Here is an 18,048-nt window from a genome sequence, read left to right as displayed (position 1 = left end):
GAGCCCGACCGTGGGCCCTAGAATGGGTCCAAGAAGATTCGCGGCCATGGTGGCACGCGGGCAACGGAGGGAACGCTCCCTTCGCCCCAGCTGAAAGTGCCTTCTTGCCTGCCGTCCTGACTGCCTCCCCCGACCGCCCCGACGATCGCCCCCAGGATCGCGGCGACGACCCGCGTGCCTGGACGGGTGCGACGGCTCTGCTCGACCTCGAGGATCCCCGGCTGCGCCTGCGCGCGCAGGCCCTCACCCAGCTGTGCAAGTCCGAACGCGAGAAGGCGCTCGCCTGCTACGCGTTCGTCAAGCGCCTGCCGTACACCCGGCCGCTGAAGATGCGGTTGCGCTCGGCGCGCGAGGTGCTGGATGCCACCCGAGGCGATGCGCCCGACAAGGCCACGCTGCTGGTCGCGCTGCTGCGGCTGGCCGGCATCCCGGCGCGGCTGCACTACGTGGAGCTGCGCGGAGAGATCGCGCGGGGCCTCACCTCGTCGCTGGCCAGCGCGTCACGGCCCATCGTCGAGGCCTGGCTGCAGGGGCGCTGGGTGCCGACCGACACCTATATCCATGACGCCGCCTACATGGCCGGCGCCCGCCAGCGGCTGCGCGAGCTGGGCTGGGAGCACGGCTTCGGCATCCACCGCGACGGCGACGCGATCTGGAACGGGATCGACGGCGCCTGGGTCGGCGGCATGCCCACCGAACGCGACCCCATGGTGCTGGAGGACCTGGGCTACTGGCACGACCCGCAGGCCTACATCGAGTCGGCCCTGTTCCGCGACCGCCATCCGCGCGTCACGCGCGCCATGCACTGGAACGCGATCGCGCTGGGCATGGAGCGGGTGATCCGGGAACTGCGCAAGCCCGGCACCAGGGCCGCCGAGCGGCGGCCCTCAGTTCCGCGCGGCTGAGGCAACCAGCACGTCCGGGGCGGCAGCCGCGGGCGGCAACGGGCAGGCGTCCGGGCAGGCCGGCTTGCCTTCGCGGCCCGGGATCGCCTCCGTCCAGGTCGCCACGTCCTGCGGCGTCATCGTGCTGGCCGGGGTGAGCCGGCCGTCCACGTAGCCCAGCCGTTCCACGTCGTGCAGGTACTGCTCGCGCGACAGCAGCGTGCCGGCGCAGACATGCGGGTCGTCGGCCGGCGGATGGCGGTTCTCGTCGTCCAGGCGCGCCATCAGGTGATCCAGCACCCAGGTGGGAACGTGGTGGCGTTCGCCGGGGTAGATGAAGCCGAACAGTGTCAGGTGCGCCAGCAGCACGCGCCAGTGCGGGCCGAAGCGATCGAGCAGCCCGCGCCAGTCGATGTGCTCGGCGTTGGCCTGGATCAGGTGGGCGACGTCCGCACCGTCGTAGCGCTCGCGTTCCATGATGAAGGCCTTGGACAAGAGGCTGTCCTCGAGGTTGGCCACGCGCACCGGCACGCCCAGCACCTCGGCTTCCAGGTTGTCGTGGAACCAGCGCTGGTCCACCGGGGCGACGCCGTTGCCGGAGTTGAAGATCAGGTCGATGAACTCGTCGCCGGCATAGACCTTGGCCAGCCAGTGGGGGTAGGTGAGGTCGTTGCGCCAGCCTTCGGCCTGCATGAGCGCGGCCACGCGTTCGTAGTCGGCGCGGCAGATGAAGAGGTCCAGGTCCTTGGTCGAGCGCCGGATGCCGGTGAAGCAGGCGTGCGAGAAGGCGCCGCCGACCAGGAACGGGATGCCGGCATCCGCCAGCACCTGCAGGGCACGGCGGTAGAACGCGGCGGTGGCCGGTGCGACTTCGTCCTCGAGGGACGGGGCGAGAGGGGCGCTGGCCATGCGGAGCCTCGTGGTGGTGGTGGTTCAGAGTAGCGCAGCGCGCGAAGAAGCAGCACGGCCGGATGCCCCTCAGGCCGTCGGTGCCCGCCTACAGGTTGCGGCGGCGGATGCACACGGCAGCCCCGCTCGACAGGATGCAGCATGCGTGGCATGGGCAAATCCGCCAGTTCCATCCGGTTCGCCGCCGTCGGCGACATCCACGTCACCAAGGACTCCGCCGGCAGCCTGCGCGGATTCTTCGCCCAGGCCAGCGAGGCGGCCGACGTGCTGCTGCTGTGCGGCGACCTCACCGACTACGGCACCGAGCAGGAGGCCCGCATCCTGGCCGACGAACTGCACCCCGTGTCGGTGCCCATCGTCGCCGTGCTCGGCAACCACGATCACGAGTCCGGACTGGCGGACCGGGTGACCGCCATCCTCAAGGAAGCGGGCGTGCGGGTGCTGGACGGCGAAGCCTGCGAGATCGAGGGCGTCGGCATCGCCGGCACCAAGGGCTTCGCCGGCGGCTTCGGCCGCGGCTCGCTGGGCGCCTGGGGCGAGTCGGCCGTCAAGCTGTTCGTCAAGGAGGCGCAGCAGGAGGCGATGAAGCTGGAGGCGGCCCTGGCCAAGCTGCGCACGCCGCGCCGCATCGCCCTGCTGCACTACTCGCCGATCGCCGGCACGATCGACGGCGAGCCGGCGGAGATCTTTCCCTTCCTGGGCAGCAGCCGGCTGGAAGAGCCGCTGCTGCGCTACCCGGTCGACGCCGTCTTCCACGGCCATGCGCACCGCGGCACGCCCGAGGGGCGCACCATCAACGGGGTGCCGGTGTTCAACGTCGCCAAGCCGCTGCTGCAGCGCAAGCGGCCGGACGTGCCGCCCTTCCGCCTCTTCGAGTTGCCGCGCGACCAGCCCGACAGCTGAGCCGGTGCCGTCAACCGGCGTTGCGCTGCATCGCCCCCGACAGCAGGACCTGGCCGCCCTTGGCGGTGGGGACGGTGCGCAACAGGGCCGCGGCCACGTCGCTGGCCGCGATCGACCGGTAATTGGCCGGGATGAGGGGCCGCAGCACGGTGCTGACCTTGAGCGCGAGGCCTTCGCCGCTGCGCTCGGGCTGGCCGAGCGCGGCGCGGTTGCCGGTCAGGAACGACGGCCGGGCGATCACCCGGCCTTCATAGTCCAGCGTCGCCAGCACGGTCTCCAGCTCGCCCTTGACCCGGTTGTAGAACAGGCTGGAAGCGGCATCGGCGCCCATCGCACTCACCAGCCCGAGCCGGCGGGCGCCCGCGGCCCGCGCGGCGCGCGCGACGGCCAGGTTGGCGTCGTAGTCGACCGCACGGAAGGCGGCCTGGCTGCCGGCCACCTTGATGGTGGTGCCGAGCGCGAGGTAGGCCTCGTCGACCGGTGGCAGCGAGGGGAGGGCGGCGAAGTCGACCTTGTGCTGCGCGAGCTTGGGATGGCGCAGCGGCAACTCGCGGCGCGAGAGCGTGTGGACCTCGCGCACGGCATTGTCGGCCAGCAGGCCGTCGAGCAGTTCGCGGCCGACCAGGCCTGTGGCGCCGGCCAGCAGGACGGAGCGGCTTCCCAAGGGATCGCGGACCATCGTGCGATTGTGCGACGGGCCCCGCGGACGGTCACCAGAGGTGCGGTGACCGAACGTTTCGTTCAGCGGTTGCCGTAGCGGCGCGTGCCGTCGTTGCGGGAGCCGAAACCACCGCCGCCGCCGCCGCCGCCACCACCGCGATTGCGGTTGCCACCGCCGCCGCCGCGCCGCGCCCCGGCACCCATGGAGTCGATGCTGGTGCGCATCGGGTCGGGCTGGCCGCCGTTGTTGTTGGCCGGCCGCTTCACGCCGATGGTGTCGCGCCGGCTCGGCAGGTTGGTGCGCAGCGGATCGACGTTGCGCGGCATGCGGTCGTCGCGGTCGTCCTGCTCGTCGAAGTCGCGCTCGACGCGCGGCTGGCGCGGCACCTCGTGCAGCGGCGGGCGTTGCTGCGGCGCGCCGTTGCCGCCGTTGTAGCCGCCGTTGGCGCCCTGCGCCGGCCGCGGGCCGTTCGGGCGCTGGCGCCCGCCCTGGCCGTTGCCTCGGCTCGCGCCGTTGCCGTTGCCAGCATTGCCGCCGGCGCCGTTGCCACCGCGGCCACCACGCGCGCCGCGTCCGCCCGCGCTGCCGGACTCGCCCTTGTTCTCGCGCATGCGCTGCATCATTTCCTGGCGCGCCGCCTTGGCGGCCGCCGCCATCACGTCACGGCTCGGCGGTTTGCCGGCGCCGCCCCACAGGGTCTGGCGGCCCATGGCGATGGGCTCGGCACGCTCGCCGGCTTCGGGGCCGAAGCCCTCGATGGGCGCGGCCGGGATCTGCTGCTTGGTGAAGCGCTCGATCTCCTGCATGAAGCCTTCCTCGTCCAGGCAGACGAGGCTGACGGCGGCGCCCTCGCGACCGGCGCGGCCGGTGCGGCCGATGCGGTGGACGTAGTCCTCCGGCACGTTCGGGATCTCGTAGTTCACCACGTGCGGCAGGTCATCGATGTCGATGCCGCGCGCCGCGATGTCGGTGGCCACCAGCGCCCGGATCTCGCCGCTCTTGAAGCCGCCCAGCGCCTGCGTGCGGGCGCCCTGGCTCTTGTTGCCGTGCAGCGCCATGGCGGTGATGCCGTTCTTGTTCAGGAACTCGGCGACATGGTTGGCGCCGAACTTGGTGCGGGTGAACACCAGCACCTGGCTCCAGTCGTGCTCCTGGATGATGTGGGCCAGCAGTTGCTTCTTCTTCGCCCGGCCGACCGGATGCACCACCTGGGTGATGCGCTGGACGGTGGTGTTGCGGGGTGTGACCTGGATGCTACGGGGATCTCGCAACAAGTTGTTAGCAAGGTCACGAATCTCATCCGAGAACGTGGCCGAGAACAGCAGGCTCTGCTTTTCCTTGGGCACCAGGGCCAGGATCTTCTTCACGTCGGGCAGGAAGCCCATGTCCAGCATGCGATCGGCCTCGTCCAGCACCAGGATCTCGACCGTGGACAGGTCCATGAAGCCCTGCTGCTGCAGGTCGAGCAGGCGCCCCGGCGTGGCCACCAGGATGTCGACGCCCTTCTTCATGCGCTCGATCTGCGGGTTCATGCCGACCCCGCCGAAGATCACGGTCGAGGCCAGCTGCAGGTACTTGCCGTAGGTGCGCACCGACTCCTCGACCTGCGCGGCCAGCTCGCGCGTGGGCGTCAGCACGAGGGCGCGCACGCCGTAGCCGCCCCACTTGTTGCGGGCGCTGCGGGCCATGGTGAGCTTGTGCAGCAGGGGCAGCGTGAACGCTGCGGTCTTGCCGGTGCCGGTCTGGGCACCGCCGAGAAGGTCATGGCCTTCCAGGACGGCCGGGATGGCCTGGGCCTGGATCGGGGTCGGGTTCTCGTAACCCTGCTCGCGCACCGCCTTGAGGATCGCGGGGGCCAGTTTCAGTTCGTCAAAAGTCATCAGCTGTGGAAGCGCCAACCTGGCGCATGGCATCGGCCCGACGGCGCGCAAGGCGCCGAATCAGTCAGGAAGGCAGATGAGTTGGAATCGGGAGCGCAGGGCACCGGTTGGGCCGGCGGCTCCCCAGCAGATTGCTGAGCTTGCGGATCGACTGCTGCCCGCAAGAGCCTGCATTGTCGCACGCTTCGCAAAGCCCTGCCCGACCGCGATAATGAACGCGACCATGGCGAAGATGCTCAAGCTCCGGCTCGGAGTGGCCGACGACCCCTCGGCCCTGCAGCCGTCGCTCAACGACTGCCTGGGCGCGGTGCTGCAGCAGGCCGAGCCGTTGATGGCCGACGTCCTCCAGTCGCTGGTCAAGGGTCTCGCACCCGTCGGCCCGCAAAGCGTGGCCGCCTTCCAGGCGCCGGCGGTCAAGGCCGCCATCCTCCATCTCGACAAGCAGGCGGCGCCGGTGCGTGCCACCTACAAGGCCGAGCTCAGCCGCCTGGTCTACGAAGGCGGCGGCAAGGACCAGGTCGCCACCGAAGTCCTGCGCTACGAGGACCTGCAGCTGTTCGAGGACGACCAGCTCGACCAGAGCATCGAGGTCGCCCGCGCCCTGCAGGAGGTCTCGCTGGCCGTCGACGACGTGCTGCCGTCGCTCGACGCACTGGTCAGCACCCTGCTGGGCTGGCGCACCATCCAGCCCGGCCTCAATCCGCTGCGGCCGGACGTGTTCGTGCGGTCCCTGCAGAGCACGCTGGCGCGCCACATGCCCGACGGTGCGGCCCGCGAGATGCTCATCGCTCCGGCCGCCGGTCTGCTGGGCGTGCAGTTGCGCCGCGTCTACCGCGAACTGGCCGACTGGCTGCGGTCGTCCGGCGTCGAGCCGGCCGTGCCGCTCGGCGGACCCAAGCCCGGCCCCGGCGGCAAGCCGGCGCCGGTGGGCACCATCGCCAAGACCCTGCTGAACCTCGACCGCCTGCGCAAGCTGCTGGCCGGCGACTTCGACCAGCCCCAGGGCAGGCCCGAGTTCGGGCACACCGTTCCGGCCTCCCTGGCGATGTTGCAGGAGCTCAAGCAGGTCGATGCGCTGGTCAAGCGGCTGGAGCAGCGGCCCAAGGCCGCCCCTGCGCCTGCACCCGCGGAGCCGGTCGACATGCTCAAGGCTGCCCCCCGGCAGGAGCCCGCACCCGGCCCGCGGCTCGGGCGGCAGCTGGGCGACGAAGTGCTGCGCCTCATGTTCGACACGCTGGCCCAGGACGACCGCCTGCTGCCCGGCTACAAGGAGCAGTTGCGGTCCTTCGAGCCGGCCGTGCGCCGGCTGGCCGAACAGGATTCGCGCTTCTTCGGCGATCGCACCCATCCCGCACGCCAGTTCCTGGACCGCATCACCCAGCGCAGCCTGGCGTTCAAGAGCGAGTCCGACGACGGCTGGCGCCGGTTCCTCGACACCGTGAAGGACGCCGGCCGCTCGCTGCGCGACGGCAAGGTGGTCGACGCCGACGGCTTCGGCGAACTGCTGGACCAGCTGCAGGGCGTCTGGGCCGAGCACGACCAGGTGGTGCGCCAGCGCCGCGAGGAGGGCGCCCGCGCGCTGCTGCATGCGGAGCAGCGCAACCTGCTGGCCCAGAAGCTCGCCGTCCAGTTCGAGCAGGCGACCGAGGGTGTCGAGGTGGCCCCCTTCGTCATCGACTTCCTCAAGGGCTCCTGGGCCCAGGTGGTGGCGGAGGCCCAGCTGTCCTGCACCGACGGGTCGGACGACCCGTTCGGCTACCGCGCCGCCGTCGAGGACCTGATCTGGAGCGTGCAGAAAACGACCGCCCAGCGCGGCCGAGCCCGCCGCCTGGCCCAGCTGGTGCCGCCGCTGCTCGCCAAGCTGCGCGAGGGCCTCGCCGGCATGGAGTACCCGGTCGAGCTCAGCCAGCGCTTCTTCGACAACCTGGTGACGCTGCATGCCGCCGCGCTCAAGGGCGCGCAGGATGCGGCGGCCCAGGAAGCGGCGCAGGCGGTGGAGAACGAACCGGCCGCGCCGCCGGCCGACGCCGGCCCCTGGCTGGCCGAGGACGAGGCCGAGGAATCGGGCTGGATCGACGAGGAGTCGCTGCCCGCGCAGGAACTGCTGTCCGCCGGCGTGCCGGCCGAGCCGGCCGACGAGGCCCGCCCCGCGGTGGTGGCCGAACTGCGCACCGGCACCTGGGCCGAGCTGGTGGTCGACGGGCAATGGACCCGCGTGCAGCTCACCTGGGCCAGCCCGCACGGCACCCTGTTCATGTTCACCTCGCTGGCCGGCATGGCGCATTCGATGTCGCGCCGCACGCTCGACCGGCTGCGGTCGCAAGGCCTGCTGCGGGTGGTGGCCGAGCGCAACGTGGTCGACGACGCCTTCGACCAGGTGGCCAAGGCGGCGCTCAAGAACAGCCTGAAGGAAGGCTGAGCGCGCGCCGTCGTGCGTCGGATGGATGCCCGACCCACGACCTGCGGGCCGGGGCGAGGGGCGGGGCGGGGATAATCGCGGGTTTCGCGCAAGAGAACCCGATGGCCCAGTACGTCTACACCATGAACCGCGTCAGCAAGATCGTGCCGCCCAAGCGGCAGATCTTGAAGGACATCTCCCTGTCGTTTTTCCCGGGCGCCAAGATCGGCGTGCTGGGCCTGAACGGCTCAGGCAAGTCGACGCTGCTGAAGATCATGGCCGGCATCGACAACGAGATCGAGGGCGAGGCCACCCCCATGCCGGGGCTGAAGATCGGTTACCTGCCGCAGGAGCCGCAGCTCCAGCCCGAGCAGACGGTGCGCGAGGCGGTCGAGGGCGGCATGGGCGAGGTCAATGCCGCCAAGCAGCGCCTGGAAGAGGTCTACGCCGCCTACGGCGAGCCCGACGCCGACTTCGACAAGCTGGCCGCCGAGCAGGCCCAGCTGGAGGCCGTCATCGCCGCCGCCGGCGCCGAGAGCGGCGGTGAGCACCAGCTGGAGATCGCCGCCGACGCGCTGCGCCTGCCGCCCTGGGACGCCGTCATCAAGCACCTGTCCGGCGGCGAGAAGCGCCGGGTCGCGCTGTGCCAGCTGCTGCTGTCCAAGCCCGACATGCTGCTGCTGGACGAGCCCACCAACCACCTGGACGCCGAGTCGGTCGAATGGCTCGAGCAGTTCCTTGCGCGCTTCCCGGGCACCGTGGTGGGCATCACCCACGATCGCTACTTCCTGGACAACGCCGCCGAGTGGATCCTGGAGCTGGACCGCGGCCGCGGCATCCCCTGGAAGGGCAACTACAGCACCTGGCTGGAGCAGAAGGAAGCCCGCCTGGAGGCCGAGCAGAAGGGCGAGGAAGCCCATGCCAAGGCGATGAAGAAGGAACTGGAGTGGGTGCGCCAGAACGCCAAGGGCCGCCAGTCCAAGAGCAAGGCGCGCCTGGCCCGCTTCGAGGAACTGTCCGACTACGAATACCAGAAGCGCAACGAGACCAACGAGATCTTCATCCCGGTCGGCGATCGCCTGGGGCACGAGGTCATCGAGTTCGTCAACGTCAGCAAGTCCTTCGGTGACCGCCTGCTGATCGACAACCTGAGCTTCAAGGTGCCGGCCGGTGCCATCGTCGGCATCATCGGCCCCAACGGCGCGGGCAAGTCCACGCTGTTCAAGCTGATCTCCGGCAAGGAGAAGCCCGACAGCGGCGAGGTCAAGCTCGGCAAGACGGTGCAGATGGCCTTCGTCGACCAGCACCGTGACGAGCTGGCCAACAACAAGACCGTGTGGGAGGACGTCTCGGGCGGCCTCGACATGATCAACATCGGCAAGTTCACGATGGCCAGCCGCGCCTACTGCGGCCGCTTCAACTTCAACGGCGCCGACCAGCAGAAGAAGGTCGGCATGCTGTCCGGCGGCGAGCGGGGCCGGCTGCACCTGGCCAAGACGCTGCTGCAGGGCGGCAACGTGCTGCTGCTGGACGAGCCGTCGAACGACCTCGACGTCGAGACGCTGCGCGCCCTGGAAGACGCCCTGCTCGAGTTCGCCGGCAGCGTGCTGGTGATCAGCCACGACCGCTGGTTCCTCGACCGCATCGCCACCCACATCCTGGCCGCCGAGGGCGACAGCCAGTGGGTCTTCTTCGACGGCAACTACCAGGAATACGAGGCCGACAAGAGGAAGCGCCTGGGCGAGGAAGGCGCCAAGCCCAAGCGCGTGCGCTTCAAGGCCCTGAAGTAGTCACTCTGGGATCGCTGCGCGATTCCAGAGTGGTGATCTGCTAGTTGACCGGGGACCGGCGCAGCCGGATCCCCGGTCAAGGTGTGTTCGCGCTGCAATTCATTCCGCGCGAACGCAGTGCCCGCTGCGCGGGCTGGCGATTCCTGGCCGCGGTGGGTATAAATCCGCCAAACCCATCCGTGCCGTGACTTCTGCACCTTCCCTCCTGCCCGTCTATCGCGCCTGCATCAAGGAGGCGGCGGCGCAGGGGCGCGACCTGATGCAGCGCGCCATCCTGCGCGCCCAGGGCACGACGGCCGGCCGGCTCGCGCGGGCGGCCGATCCGCTCGAGCGCCAGCTGGTGCACGACGCGCTGCAACTGCTGGCGCGGCATGAGGGGGCGCTGTCGGTCGCCTACCCGCAGGCCCTGCTGGCCGAGTTCTCGCTGGCCATCGCCGGCAACGGGACGCCGCGGCCGGCCGGGACCCTGAGCTTTGCCGAACTGGAGCTGGTCGATGACGACCAGGTGCAGGAAGGGGTCGAGGTGCTGCGCACCCAGCAGGCCGTGGCCAGCGCGGTCGAGGGCGAGCTGGTGCAGCTCAATGCGCTGGTCTGCGCCGCCCAGGGCCTGCGCAACGTGCAGAGCGACCGCAATCCGCTGCGGCCCGACGCCTACGTGCGCAGCCTGCGCACGGTGGTCCAGCAAAGCCCGGTGCCGGCGCGCGTGCGCACGCGCTGGCTGCAGTTCCTGGGCGAGGCGCTGGGCCCCGAACTGGCGCACGACTACGGCCGGCTGAGCGCGTCGCTGCGCGCGCAGGGCGTCAGCGGGGCCGGCTTCCAGATCGTGGCCAGCGCGCCGGCGCGGGCACCCGGTGCGGCCGACGCCGCCGCGGCGCCGCAGCCCAGCACGCTGCTGACCATCCGCTCGCTGCAGCGCCTGCTGTCCGGCGAACTGGAGCCGGATGCGCCCGGCGGCGCCCGGGGCGGCGCCCATGCTCCGGCCCCGGCCGGCGCCAACGGCGCGCCGGCGACCGCCTTCGCCGAAACCCTGCCCGCCGCCTTCGAGGTGCTGCAGGAGATCCGCCATGTCGACGCGGTCATGCGGCGCCTGCGCCAGCGCGAGCGCGAGGCCGGCCAGGGCACGGCCGGCCTGCGCGAGGCCCTGAAGTCCGAAGTCCACCGGCCGGGCCAGGCCCTGGCGCTGGAGGTGGTGAGCCTGATGGTGGAGAACCTGGCCGGCGACGAGCGCCTGCTGCAACCGGTGCGCCAGGCGCTGCTGGCGCTGGAGCCGGCCCTGTTGCGGCTGGCCCTGGCCGACCCGCGCTTCTTCAGCGACCGCCTCCATCCGGCGCGCCGCTTCCTCGACGAGATGACCACGCGCAGCCTGGCCTGGCAGTCCGAGCGCGAGCCCGGCTTCGACGCCTTCATCACGCCGCTGCGCGAGGCGGTCGACGCCCTCGTGGCCACCCACGTCACGGGGTCGGAGCCGTACGGCTTCGCGCTGCACACGCTGGAGGACACCTGGACCCGCACCCAGTCGCGCGAGCGGCGCCAGCGCGAGAAGGCGGTGCGCGCGCTGCTCAAGGCGGAGCAGCGCAACCTGCTGGCCTCGCGCCTGGCCACCGAGATGCAGGGCCGCAACGACCTCGCGCTGGCACCGCCCGAGGTCGCCGCCTTCCTGCTCGGTCCCTGGCCGCAGGTCATGGCGCAGGCGCAGCTGGGCGACACCGAGGGGCGGCAGGATCCCGGTGGCTTCCGCGCGGCCGTCCCCGAGCTGCTCTGGAGCGTGCTGCCGCACACCACGCCGGCCGCGGCGGCTCGCCTCGGCCGGCGCCTGCCGGCGCTGGTCGAGACGATCCGCCAGGGGCTGCAGCTGGTGGGCTACGGACAGGTGCAGGTGCGCCACTTCCTCGACCGGCTGGCCGACCTGCACCAGCGCGCGCTCAAGGGCACGCCGGCGCAGCCGCATGACGCCGACAGTCTCGCGCGCGGCCGGCAGGAGCTGGAAGGGCTGCTCGGTCCGGCGCTCGAAGGCGGCAGCTGGCTGGCACCCGACGAGGCGCAGCAGACCGGCTTCATGGATTCGGCGCTGGCGACCGGGCAGCCGCTGTTCCAGGCCACCGAGGGGCCCGGCAGCCTGGTCTCCGGTGCCGACGGTTCGCCCCCGGAGCTGCCGGCCGCCCTGCAGGCGGGCAGCTGGGTCGACCTGCAGCTGGAAGGCGGCGCCTCGCGCTGGCAGCTCAGCTGGATCAGCCCGCACGGCACGCTGCTGATGTTCACCGGCGCGAGCGGCCGGACCCAATCCATGACGCCGCGGCTGGCCGCCACCATGGTGCAGGCCGGCACCCTGCGGCTGGTGTCCGGGGCGGCGGTGGTCGACGGCGCGCTCGATGCCGTCGCGCAGGCGGCCTTGCGCAACAGCGCGGAAAGGCCTGGCAGCTAGGCCGGCCTACGCCGTGGCGCGCGCCGTCGACAGGCGCGAGCGCACCAGGTTGATGTTGGAGCGCAGCGCATACAGCTCGTCGGCATAGGACAGCGGCACGGTCACCTGGGCCACGCGGTGCTCCAGCGCGTCGAGCTCGCGCACCAGTTCCGGCGTGCTGCCCGGCTCCTCGGCGCCGCGTTCCTCGATCGCCCGCAGCTGCGCGTACCAGCGGAACACGCGCGAGCGGATGCGGAACGCATACAGCGGCGGCACGATGCGCGAGAGCGGCAGCAGCACCGCGATGATGATGCCCAGTGCCAGCCACATGCGCTCGACCGTGTTGGCCAGCCAGAACGGCAGGTAGCGCTGCAGGAACGGCATGCCGCCCTGGATGGCCCGCTCGGCCTCGCGCGAGATCGGGTACTCGCTCTGCTCGATGCTAGGGAAGGCACGTGCCCGGTTGAACCAGCCGGCGGGGCTGTGGATGGTGCGCGCGGCCTGCGCGAACAGCTGCACCAGCGCCGGGTGGGTCTCCTCGCGCGTGAGCAGTGCGGTGGTGGTCGCGACCAGCCGCACCGGCTGCGCCGGCAGGTCCTGCGACAGGTCGACGATGCCGCGCGGCAGCACCACCGGGGTGAGGAAGCCGAAGCGGCTCGAGTAGGCGTCGGCCTGCGCGAAGTCCATCAGCTTGACCCCGGGCGTCTGCAGCAGCATCTGCACCATCAGCGATTCGGGCGCCGAGGCGAACACCAGGGCGTCGATGCTGCCGTCGAGGAAGGCGGTCACCGCCGGCGTCTGTTCAAGTTGCGACAGCGTCATGCTGGCCGGGTCGATGCGGTTGGCCTCGAACAGGCGCCGCATCATGCGCGGCACGCCGCTGCCGCGCGAGCCGGCGTTCAGCCGCAGCCCTTCGAGCTGGGGCAGGGCGGTGAGGGTGCCGTCGGGCACCTTCTTCTTCGCCGCGTCCTCGCGGTAGAACAGCCAGACCGGCTCGAGGAACAGGCTGCCGAGCGACTGCAGGCCCTCGACCAGCGGCCGGTTGGTGTCGCCGCCGGAGGTGCCGCCCTGCACGAACGCCAGGTCGGCCTTGCCGTCGCGCAGCAGCCGCTCGTTGGCCGTCGAGCCGCCGCTGGGCACCAGCACCACCTCGATGCCGTTGCGCGCCAGTTCCGCCTTGTAGCGCTTGCCGAATTCGTCGTAGGCGCTCTGCGCCGGTCCGGTGGCCAGCCGCACGGTGCGCGGCGGGGCGGGGTCCAGCCACAGGTAGGCCAGCACCAGCAGCCCGATCGCCAGCGCCGCGACGGGCCCGGCCGAGATCAGCAGGTCCCGCACCGAGACCACGGTGTAGCGGATCGCCTTCGTCATCGACGCTACAGGTCGCATGCCGCGGGCAGGTGAAGGGCGCCCAGCGTGACGCCGCGCGCGGCCTGGACCGCGCGCAAGGTGGCCAGCGCCACCGCCTCGGCGGCCATCGTGGCCAGCAGCATCATCTCGGCGGCGATGCCGCTGGCGCCGGTGCCCAGCGCGAACAGGGTGTCTCCGTCGAGCATGGTGTGGGCCGGGTTGATGGTGCGCGCCAGGCCGTCGTGGCCCACGGTGGCCAGCCGGCTCGCCTGCGCCTTGGACAGCACGGCGTCGGTGGCGATGACGCCGATGGTGGTGTTCGCGGCCGGCACCAGGCGGCGCGGCGGCTGGCCGGCCAGCAGGGCCCGGCGCGTGTCGAGCAGGCCGGTGCCGTCGGGCCGGCGGGAGCCGGCGATGACGCGGCCGGTGGCGGGATCGACCACGTCGCCCAGCGCATTGCAGGCGACCAGCGCGCCCACCGTCACGCCGTTCACGCGCACCGACGCGCTGCCGATGCCGCCCTTCATCGCCTGCTCGATGCCGAAGATCTTGCCGACGATGGCGCCGGCGCCGGCGCCGACGTTGCCCTCGGCCGGCGCCTGCCGGCTGGCGGCGACGCAGGCCGCGTGGCCGGCCGCCGCGTCGGGCCGGACCGCCGTGTCGCCGAGGTAGAGGTCGAACAGCACGGCCGCCGGCACGATGGGGATGCGACCCGGCCCGACCGCCAGCCCGATGCCCTGTTGCTCCAGCCAGCGCATGGCACCGCTGGCCGCGTCCAGGCCCCAGGCACTGCCGCCGGCCAGCACGACGGCGTGCACGCACTCGACCAGGTTGGACGGCTCCAGCAGGTCGGTCTCGCGCGTGCCCGGCGCGGCGCCGCGCACGTCCACGCCGGCGACGGCGCCCTCGCGCGCCAACACGACCGTGCAGCCGGTGGGCCGGCGCGTGTCGGTCCAGTGGCCGACCTCGATGCCGGCGACGTCGGTGATGGCGCCGGACGGCGCGCTGGTGGCGGAAGACATCCAGCCCATCATATAAGGGCGGCCCCCGGGCCTGCAGGAAAGTGCAGGACGCCTCCTACGGTGGCAGCCCGGGTTGGACGACAGGTGGCCAACGCTGGGCTTCCTACAGTGAACCGGTTGCCGGCTTCCCCGCCGGCCGTCCCATGAACGACCACGGAGTAACCACCGCATGAACACAGAGACGTCCCAGACCCCCTTCCCCACGAGCGCCGGCATGGACGACACCGCCGGCGGTGCCGATTCGGGCACGGTGCGCCGCGTCGCCCAGAAGGCGCACGAGTCCGTCGACCGCCTCGAGCAGATGCTGGGTTCGAGCACCGAGAAGATGATGGGCATGCAGCAGGAATACGGCGACATGGCGCGCGAGCAGGTTCGCAACAACCCGCTGGCTGCCCTCGGCGTGGCCTTCGCCGTCGGCATCGTGTTCTCCAAGCTCTTCATGCGCTGAGCCGCGGGCCGGCGCACGAAACGAAGCCGGGCATTGCCCGGCTTCGTTCATGGCGGAGCGTCGCGCGGCGGCCGCCCCGGTTGCCCGCAGGCCGTCAGCCGATCGTGCGGATCTTGCCTTCGCTCACGTAGCGCTCGTACTCGTCGCGCGGGATGGCGGCCGAACCCGGGTTCGGCCCGTCGACCCAGCCCAGCGTCACGCTGTCTTCGCTGATCTCGATGTCGACCGGGCCGTCGGGGATCGGCACCAGCACGCCGTCGCCGGCACGGAAGTTCACCTCGCCTCGGATGAGGGCTTGTTGGGACATGGCGGGCTCCTTTCGTCTGTCCGTTGCCGACCATTTCAGCGGTGCCGCTGCCGGGTTTCTGTCAGCGAACTCCGACATGGGATGCCGGAGTTCGCGCGCAGCACATTCAGCAACAGGTGCTGTGCGTCGGGACGTTCCCCGTGCGACCGGCACGGGGCGAGGGCAGGGGCCGCTGCGACCGCGCGCCGGCGTGCGGGACTTACCGCTGGCCGGGAGCCGGAGCGGGCACGGGCGCCGCAGGGTGTGCCGACGGCGGGCGCTGCTCCATGTAGCCCTGGCCGTCCTTGACGCCCCGGCGCCCCAGTTCCTCCCAGGCGGTGCGCTGGTCGACCAGGCGGGCGAGGAACTCCATTTCCTCGTCGGTGTGGTTGATCGCCTGGGCGGGCGTGAGCATGCGGCCGTTGCGCGGCTGGACCTCGCCCCAGAACGACTGGTGGTAGCTCGAACGCGAGACGACGCGGTCGGCACCGGCGCTCACGTCGATCACGCCGTAGCAGTTGCACAGGTAGCTGCGCAAGTCCTGCTGCGGGAACACCTCGGTGTAGACCCCGGTGCCGCGGATGCCGCCGGTGAGGGCCGGCATGACGATCTGCCGGCTGGTGCCCTTGCCCCAGACGCTGGCCACCCCGCCGGTGAACAGCCGCAGCACGCTGACGACGTTGAGCATGGTGCCGCGCTCGACGACCAGGCGCGTGTTCTCGCGGACCTGGAAGGCCGAATTGCCGATGACGAACACCAGGTTGGCGCCGGGGCCGGTCTCGATGGTGTCGCCCGTCTGCACGGTCGACTGCAGGGTGAGGGCACGGCCGTTGGCCTGCGCGTCGCCGAGCAGTTCCACGATGTTGCCGCGCTGCTGCGCCTGCGCCGCGGCAAACCCGCCCAGGGCGGTCCAGGCGGCGGCTGCCTGCAGCACGCTGCGGCGGCGGAACCAGAGCAGTTCGCCTTCGCTGCGGCCCAGGAGCACGTGGCGGGTCATCGCAGGTCTTCGTCGGTGGCTGGGGAGGCCGGGCCGGGCGCGGCGTCGGGCTGGGGATCGGCGCTGAAGCTGTCGCGGAAGGTGAACCAGATCGAGGTGGAGAACATGGCCGCCATCAGCAGCGCCGCCGGCATCATCACCGCGCGCGCCGCGCTGGCGCCGCCGGCCAGGCCGCCGATCAGCGTGATCACGATGCCGGCCAGCAGGAACACGCCCATCCACACCAGGCTGTAGACGGTCAGCGCGCCCATGTTGCGCCAGCAGGCGACCGTGCTGAAGAACAGGCTCTTGGCGGGCGTGACGCCGTGCCAGTGCACCAGCGCCGGTGCGTGCCAGAACATCAGGAACAGCGGCGTGTGCAGCACCAGGGTGACCAGCGTGGAGACGTCGACCCGCGGATCGGTGGCGGCGCTCAGGGGCGCCGGGTCGGCGAACTGGGAGCCGAGCCAGGTGGCCAGCAGGGACCCGCTGGCGTAGACCAGGCCCAGCACCAGCATCGAGCGCGCGCGCTGGCGGCCGGCGCGGAAGGCGCTGACCAGGACCGTGGGCATGGGGAACTTGCCGGCCGATGCTTCGGCGGTGGCCGCCATCAGGCCGAGGGTGGCCGCCGGCACCAGCATGCCGCCGACCAGGGGGCCGATGACCGGCACGAACGAGATCACCAGCACCACCGCCATGTACATGAAGAACAGGCCGGCCAGGGCCAGCGGCTGCCGCAGGAAGGTGCGGATGCCCAGTTTGACCCAGGAAATGCCGGTGCGGGCCGGGACGACGTTGAGTTTCATGGATGCGGGATCACGCGGACACCGGGTGCGCGATGCGCCCGCGCAGCACGCGCTCGAAATGGGCCGGGTCGTGCGGCTTGAGCAGCGCCGCCTCGCGTGGCAGGTGGAAGTCCCACAGGCGCGACACCCAGAAGCGCAGGGCGCCGGCGCGCAGCATCGCGGGCAGCAGCTGGCGCTCGGCCGAGGCCAGCGGGCGCACGCGGGCGTAGGCGCGCACGAAGGCATCGAAGCGCACCGGGTCGTGCGCGCCGCTGGCCAGGTCGATGCACCAGTCGTTCAGGCACACGGCCAGGTCGAACAGCCAGCTGTCGACGCCGGCGAAGTAGAAGTCGAAGAAGCCGGTGAGCGCACCGTCCTCGAACATCACGTTGTCGCGGAACAGGTCGGCGTGCACCGGGCCGCGCGGCAGCGCTGCCCAGGCCGAGGAGGCCGCCACGTGGTTCTGGAACGCCAGCTCGGCGCGCAGCAGGGCCGCCTGCGCCGGCTCCACGAAGGGGAGCACCACCGGAACGGTCTCGTTCCACCAGGCCAGGCCGCGCAGGTTGGGCTGGCTGCGGTCGAAGCCGCGCGCGGCCAGGTGCATGCGCGCCAGCATCTCGCCGACGCTGGCGCAGTGGGCGGCGGTGGGCGCCAGCTCGCTGTGCCCGGGCAGGCGGTTCACCACCGCGGCCGGCTTGCCGCAGACGGTGTGCAGGATGTCGCCGGCCCGGTCGGCCTGCGGGTCGGGCACCGGGATGCCGCGGCTGGCCAGGTGCTTCATCAGGTGCAGGTAGAACGGCAGCTGGTCGTGCCCCAGGCGCTCGAACAGGGTCAGCACCCAGTGCGACGGCCGGCCGTCGTGCTCGGTGGTGGCGAAGTAGTTCGTGTTCTCGATCCCGCCCTGGATGCCGCGCAGCTCGCGCAGTTCGCCCAAGCCCAGCCGTGCCAGCAGCTCGCGCGCAATATCCTCCGGGACCTCGGTGAAAACTGCCATCGGTGACGGTCAGAACCGCAGGACGCTCCAGGACGGCTGGCCGCCGGCGCTGGATAGCCCGTTGCGCTGGTCGCCGGGGCGGCTGCGCTTGAGGTTGGCCGGATCGACCGTGTAGGAGGGGGCGCCGCCCTTGGGCTGCACCGTGATGCTCTCCGTCTGCCCGCCCATGCGCACTTCGTCGACACGGGAACCGGCGTCCTCATGCGTCATCCGCTCGATGCGCTGGTCGGACCGGCCCGGCAGGGGCGGTTCGGTCCGCTGCTGCTGCGCCTGGGCGGCGCCGGCGAGCAGCAGGAGGAGCAACGGGACGAGGCGGGACATGGCTGGATTGTAGGTGCGCCAGCAGCACGGATCGCCGCCGTCA

General features: G+C 71.6%; 16 protein-coding genes. 6 read left to right on the top strand and 10 right to left on the bottom strand.

Going from position 1 to position 18,048, the window contains the following annotated elements:
• The first annotated feature begins 104 nt into the window (after positions 1 to 104).
• Positions 105 to 905, top strand: coding sequence for a transglutaminase-like domain-containing protein (locus GON04_RS19135; protein WP_157399609.1), 801 nt, complete (start codon positions 105 to 107; stop codon positions 903 to 905).
• Here GON04_RS19135 and GON04_RS19130 read toward each other — a convergent pair.
• Positions 888 to 1,793 (bottom strand): nucleotidyltransferase, encoded by a 906-nt coding sequence (locus GON04_RS19130; RefSeq protein WP_157399608.1) that lies wholly within the window; start codon positions 1,791 to 1,793, stop codon positions 888 to 890. The genes GON04_RS19135 and GON04_RS19130 overlap by 18 nt on opposite strands.
• Before the next feature lie 150 nt (positions 1,794 to 1,943).
• On the opposite strand from GON04_RS19130, the gene GON04_RS19125 reads away from it, so the two are divergent.
• Positions 1,944 to 2,696: a metallophosphoesterase family protein gene (locus tag GON04_RS19125; protein WP_157399607.1), complete on the top strand. Its 753-nt coding sequence runs from the start codon at positions 1,944 to 1,946 to the stop codon at positions 2,694 to 2,696.
• A 10-nt stretch (positions 2,697 to 2,706) separates the two neighbouring features.
• Here GON04_RS19125 and GON04_RS19120 read toward each other — a convergent pair whose 3' ends face one another.
• Positions 2,707 to 3,375, bottom strand: coding sequence for a Rossmann-fold NAD(P)-binding domain-containing protein (locus tag GON04_RS19120; protein ID WP_181653662.1), 669 nt, complete (start codon positions 3,373 to 3,375; stop codon positions 2,707 to 2,709).
• A 62-nt stretch (positions 3,376 to 3,437) separates the two neighbouring features.
• Entirely contained in the window at positions 3,438 to 5,237 is a 1,800-nt protein-coding gene (locus GON04_RS19115) for a DEAD/DEAH box helicase (RefSeq protein ID WP_157399606.1), read from the bottom strand.
• 223 nt (positions 5,238 to 5,460) lie between these two features.
• Here GON04_RS19115 and GON04_RS19110 point away from each other — a divergent pair, with 223 nt between their 5' ends.
• The 3 genes from GON04_RS19110 to GON04_RS19100 all read left to right on the top strand — a co-directional run bounded on the left by GON04_RS19110 (position 5,461) and on the right by GON04_RS19100 (position 11,847).
• The gene (locus tag GON04_RS19110; protein ID WP_157399605.1) at positions 5,461 to 7,656 is read left to right on the top strand and encodes a DUF1631 family protein; all 2,196 of its coding nucleotides are present in this window, start codon (positions 5,461 to 5,463) and stop codon (positions 7,654 to 7,656) included.
• Between the two features lie 101 nt (positions 7,657 to 7,757).
• Positions 7,758 to 9,425: an energy-dependent translational throttle protein EttA gene (gene ettA / locus GON04_RS19105; RefSeq protein WP_157399604.1), complete on the top strand. Its 1,668-nt coding sequence runs from the start codon at positions 7,758 to 7,760 to the stop codon at positions 9,423 to 9,425.
• A 184-nt stretch (positions 9,426 to 9,609) separates the two neighbouring features.
• Positions 9,610 to 11,847: a DUF1631 family protein gene (locus GON04_RS19100; protein ID WP_157399603.1), complete on the top strand. Its 2,238-nt coding sequence runs from the start codon at positions 9,610 to 9,612 to the stop codon at positions 11,845 to 11,847.
• A 6-nt stretch (positions 11,848 to 11,853) separates the two neighbouring features.
• Here the strand turns inward: GON04_RS19100 and GON04_RS19095 are convergent, their stop codons facing one another.
• Positions 11,854 to 13,194 (bottom strand): TAXI family TRAP transporter solute-binding subunit, encoded by a 1,341-nt coding sequence (locus GON04_RS19095; RefSeq protein ID WP_157399602.1) that lies wholly within the window; start codon positions 13,192 to 13,194, stop codon positions 11,854 to 11,856.
• Positions 13,195 to 13,199: 5 nt separating this feature from the next.
• Positions 13,200 to 14,195 carry a P1 family peptidase gene (locus tag GON04_RS19090; protein ID WP_157399601.1) on the bottom strand — a complete coding sequence of 332 codons (996 nt, stop codon included), beginning with the start codon at positions 14,193 to 14,195 and terminating at the stop codon, positions 13,200 to 13,202.
• 169 nt (positions 14,196 to 14,364) lie between these two features.
• On the opposite strand from GON04_RS19090, the gene GON04_RS19085 reads away from it, so the two are divergent.
• Positions 14,365 to 14,643, top strand: a complete 279-nt coding sequence (locus GON04_RS19085) for a hypothetical protein (protein WP_157399600.1) — start codon at positions 14,365 to 14,367, stop codon at positions 14,641 to 14,643.
• A gap of 94 nt (positions 14,644 to 14,737) precedes the next feature.
• Here the strand turns inward: GON04_RS19085 and GON04_RS19080 are convergent, their stop codons facing one another.
• The 5 genes from GON04_RS19080 to GON04_RS19060 all read right to left on the bottom strand — a co-directional run bounded on the left by GON04_RS19080 (position 14,738) and on the right by GON04_RS19060 (position 18,005).
• Positions 14,738 to 14,950, bottom strand: a complete 213-nt coding sequence (locus GON04_RS19080; RefSeq protein WP_157399599.1) for a hypothetical protein — start codon at positions 14,948 to 14,950, stop codon at positions 14,738 to 14,740.
• Positions 14,951 to 15,149: 199 nt separating this feature from the next.
• The gene (locus GON04_RS19075; protein WP_157399598.1) at positions 15,150 to 15,926 is read right to left on the bottom strand and encodes a FecR family protein; all 777 of its coding nucleotides are present in this window, start codon (positions 15,924 to 15,926) and stop codon (positions 15,150 to 15,152) included.
• Positions 15,923 to 16,711, bottom strand: coding sequence for a BPSS1780 family membrane protein (locus tag GON04_RS19070; RefSeq protein ID WP_157399597.1), 789 nt, complete (start codon positions 16,709 to 16,711; stop codon positions 15,923 to 15,925). The genes GON04_RS19075 and GON04_RS19070 overlap by 4 nt, the downstream gene beginning before the upstream one ends.
• Positions 16,712 to 16,721: 10 nt before the next feature.
• On the bottom strand, positions 16,722 to 17,684 hold the full coding sequence (locus GON04_RS19065; protein ID WP_157399596.1) for a homoserine kinase: 963 nt from the start codon (positions 17,682 to 17,684) through the stop codon (positions 16,722 to 16,724).
• Positions 17,685 to 17,693: 9 nt separating this feature from the next.
• Complete coding sequence (locus GON04_RS19060; protein WP_157399595.1) at positions 17,694 to 18,005, bottom strand: hypothetical protein; 312 nt, start codon at positions 18,003 to 18,005, stop codon at positions 17,694 to 17,696.
• Positions 18,006 to 18,048 lie beyond the last annotated feature (43 nt).

It is taken from the genome of Ramlibacter pinisoli, assembly GCF_009758015.1.
Lineage (GTDB): Bacteria > Pseudomonadota > Gammaproteobacteria > Burkholderiales > Burkholderiaceae_C > Ramlibacter > Ramlibacter pinisoli.
Note: the sequence above shows the minus strand (reverse complement) of the source record. Positions and strands in the feature narration are given on the sequence as shown.

Coding starts and splice junctions, on each gene's coding strand:
- GON04_RS19130 (WP_157399608.1), bottom strand. CDS start 1,793: ATGGCCAGCGCCCCTCTCGCCCCGTCCCTCGAGGACGAAGTCGCACCG.
- GON04_RS19125 (WP_157399607.1), top strand. CDS start 1,944: ATGGGCAAATCCGCCAGTTCCATCCGGTTCGCCGCCGTCGGCGACATC.
- GON04_RS19120 (WP_181653662.1), bottom strand. CDS start 3,375: ATGGTCCGCGATCCCTTGGGAAGCCGCTCCGTCCTGCTGGCCGGCGCC.
- GON04_RS19115 (WP_157399606.1), bottom strand. CDS start 5,237: ATGACTTTTGACGAACTGAAACTGGCCCCCGCGATCCTCAAGGCGGTG.
- GON04_RS19110 (WP_157399605.1), top strand. CDS start 5,461: ATGGCGAAGATGCTCAAGCTCCGGCTCGGAGTGGCCGACGACCCCTCG.
- ettA (WP_157399604.1), top strand. CDS start 7,758: ATGGCCCAGTACGTCTACACCATGAACCGCGTCAGCAAGATCGTGCCG.
- GON04_RS19095 (WP_157399602.1), bottom strand. CDS start 13,194: ATGACGAAGGCGATCCGCTACACCGTGGTCTCGGTGCGGGACCTGCTG.
- GON04_RS19090 (WP_157399601.1), bottom strand. CDS start 14,195: ATGTCTTCCGCCACCAGCGCGCCGTCCGGCGCCATCACCGACGTCGCC.
- GON04_RS19085 (WP_157399600.1), top strand. CDS start 14,365: ATGAACACAGAGACGTCCCAGACCCCCTTCCCCACGAGCGCCGGCATG.
- GON04_RS19080 (WP_157399599.1), bottom strand. CDS start 14,950: ATGTCCCAACAAGCCCTCATCCGAGGCGAGGTGAACTTCCGTGCCGGC.
- GON04_RS19075 (WP_157399598.1), bottom strand. CDS start 15,926: ATGACCCGCCACGTGCTCCTGGGCCGCAGCGAAGGCGAACTGCTCTGG.
- GON04_RS19070 (WP_157399597.1), bottom strand. CDS start 16,711: ATGAAACTCAACGTCGTCCCGGCCCGCACCGGCATTTCCTGGGTCAAA.
- GON04_RS19065 (WP_157399596.1), bottom strand. CDS start 17,684: ATGGCAGTTTTCACCGAGGTCCCGGAGGATATTGCGCGCGAGCTGCTG.
- GON04_RS19060 (WP_157399595.1), bottom strand. CDS start 18,005: ATGTCCCGCCTCGTCCCGTTGCTCCTCCTGCTGCTCGCCGGCGCCGCC.